This window comes from Flectobacillus sp., assembly GCF_049240685.1.
Classification (GTDB): Bacteria; Bacteroidota; Bacteroidia; order Cytophagales; family Spirosomataceae; genus Flectobacillus.
The window spans coordinates 4,516-5,995 of record NZ_JBMLSD010000285.1 but is presented as its reverse complement, the minus strand read 5'-3'; the positions used below and the strand labels follow the sequence as shown (position 1 = coordinate 5,995).

2 protein-coding genes are annotated in these 1,480 nt (G+C 37.6%); both read right to left on the bottom strand.

From position 1 onward, the window contains the following. Positions 1 to 145 precede the first annotated feature (145 nt). The gene (gene secG / locus ACOVQ4_RS13025) at positions 146 to 505 is read right to left on the bottom strand and encodes a preprotein translocase subunit SecG (protein ID WP_095164023.1); all 360 of its coding nucleotides are present in this window, start codon (positions 503 to 505) and stop codon (positions 146 to 148) included. Positions 506 to 690: 185 nt separating this feature from the next. After that, positions 691 to 1,377: a hypothetical protein gene (locus ACOVQ4_RS13020; RefSeq protein WP_421821071.1), complete on the bottom strand. Its 687-nt coding sequence runs from the start codon at positions 1,375 to 1,377 to the stop codon at positions 691 to 693. Positions 1,378 to 1,480: the final 103 nt, after the last annotated feature.

The following is a 1,480-nucleotide window of genomic DNA, read 5'->3' as shown; positions in this document are numbered from 1 at the left end:
GTATTTGTGTTAAAGTCAACAATTCCATTTAGCGGATGAATTTATTCACCCTTAACGAAAATGTTTAAAGCGCTATAAGTCTAACAAAAAAAGTCGAACAAGTTTACTTGCTCGACTTTTTTATTGTATCCGTACCTTCGAAAGATTATTTCGCTGGTGCAGGCGCTGGTGCAGGAGTTCCCGAAGCTGGTGCAGCAGGAGCTGGTGCAGGTACAGCCGCTGGAATCGTTTTAGTAGCTGCTTTTTCTACGTTCACCGAGTTGATTCCTTCAGAGGCTGTTGGAGTCAAAAACTTAGAACCCAATGTTAACAAAGCAATTAGAATCGCTCCGCCCCAAGTAATTTGTTCAAGAAGGTCGCCAGTGCGTTGTACACCAAACATTTGGCTAGCGCCAGCCGAACCGAATTCACCTGATAAGCCACCTCCTTTAGGGTTTTGCACAAGTACTACAAACACTAACAATACCGCTACGATACAAATAATTACAATAACTGCTCCGAACATTTTTTACTTTTACTTTAAATGTGAATATTTTGTATTTGGGAAATGAAATTGCCAACGCTGTAAGCAATAACAGTAGGCCAAATTAAGACGTTTCAGACGATAAGCTCGAATCGTAAGCTCATGGCTTTGAGAAGAACTTATTGAATGCTTGAATTGCTAAATTTAGTCAAGTAAATAAACTCTTCCTACTGTAAGGACTTAATTTTATCCGCAAAGTACGCTTTTTTTTCTGGGAATTTCAAAATTAATTTTTCATATACTTCTACAGCCTTTTCTTTACGTCCTTGCATGGTTAGGATTTTGGCATAGCTCTCGGTAATAATTTCTTTTTCGACTTTAGTACTTTTGGCTGATAAGTCAACTTGATGAATGGGGGACTCTAATTGATTTTTAGAGGTTCTGATCAAGCCAGGGTCTTTTTCAATAAAAGAATTAATGATATCGAGTTGCTTTTGTTGCTTTTGAATGATGTCTTCCAAAAGAGTATCTTCATACAAGGTAGAAAAGGCTACTAAATCTTGATTGGTAAAACTCTTTGGTTTGTCTTCTGCGCTGGCTTGTTCGATGATTTTATCAACTTTATGAATGTATTCAGCCGTACTTGGAGAGTTTTGAGGAATAAGGTTTTCATTAACAAAACTACCATTGATGACCTTCCGAAGAGCGTTGCGATTTAGCGCGTAGATGGCTGCTTTACGAATTTTTTCGTTTGCCAATTCTTCTGCATAATGCGAATGGTATCCTTTTGCCACAAGGGTATGTGCCAGTTGAAAGTAAGGATAATCTTCAAGGATGGCTTCCAGAGATTCTATATCTTTTTTGGAAACTTCATTGGGATTATTGATTAAATATGATAGAGCTTCTTTGGTCATTGAGAAAACTGAGATAAAAAAAGGGCGGCGTTGTGAATGTTGAGTTTTTTGAGTTGTGAATGCCAAGTCTGTAGTGTGCGAATATCTAAGTTTTGTTTTTTAA

Excerpts from the sequence above, each read along its gene's own strand:
- secG (WP_095164023.1), bottom strand. The coding sequence starts at position 505 with ATGTTCGGAGCAGTTATTGTAATTATTTGTATCGTAGCGGTATTGTTA.
- ACOVQ4_RS13020 (WP_421821071.1), bottom strand. The coding sequence starts at position 1,377 with ATGACCAAAGAAGCTCTATCATATTTAATCAATAATCCCAATGAAGTT.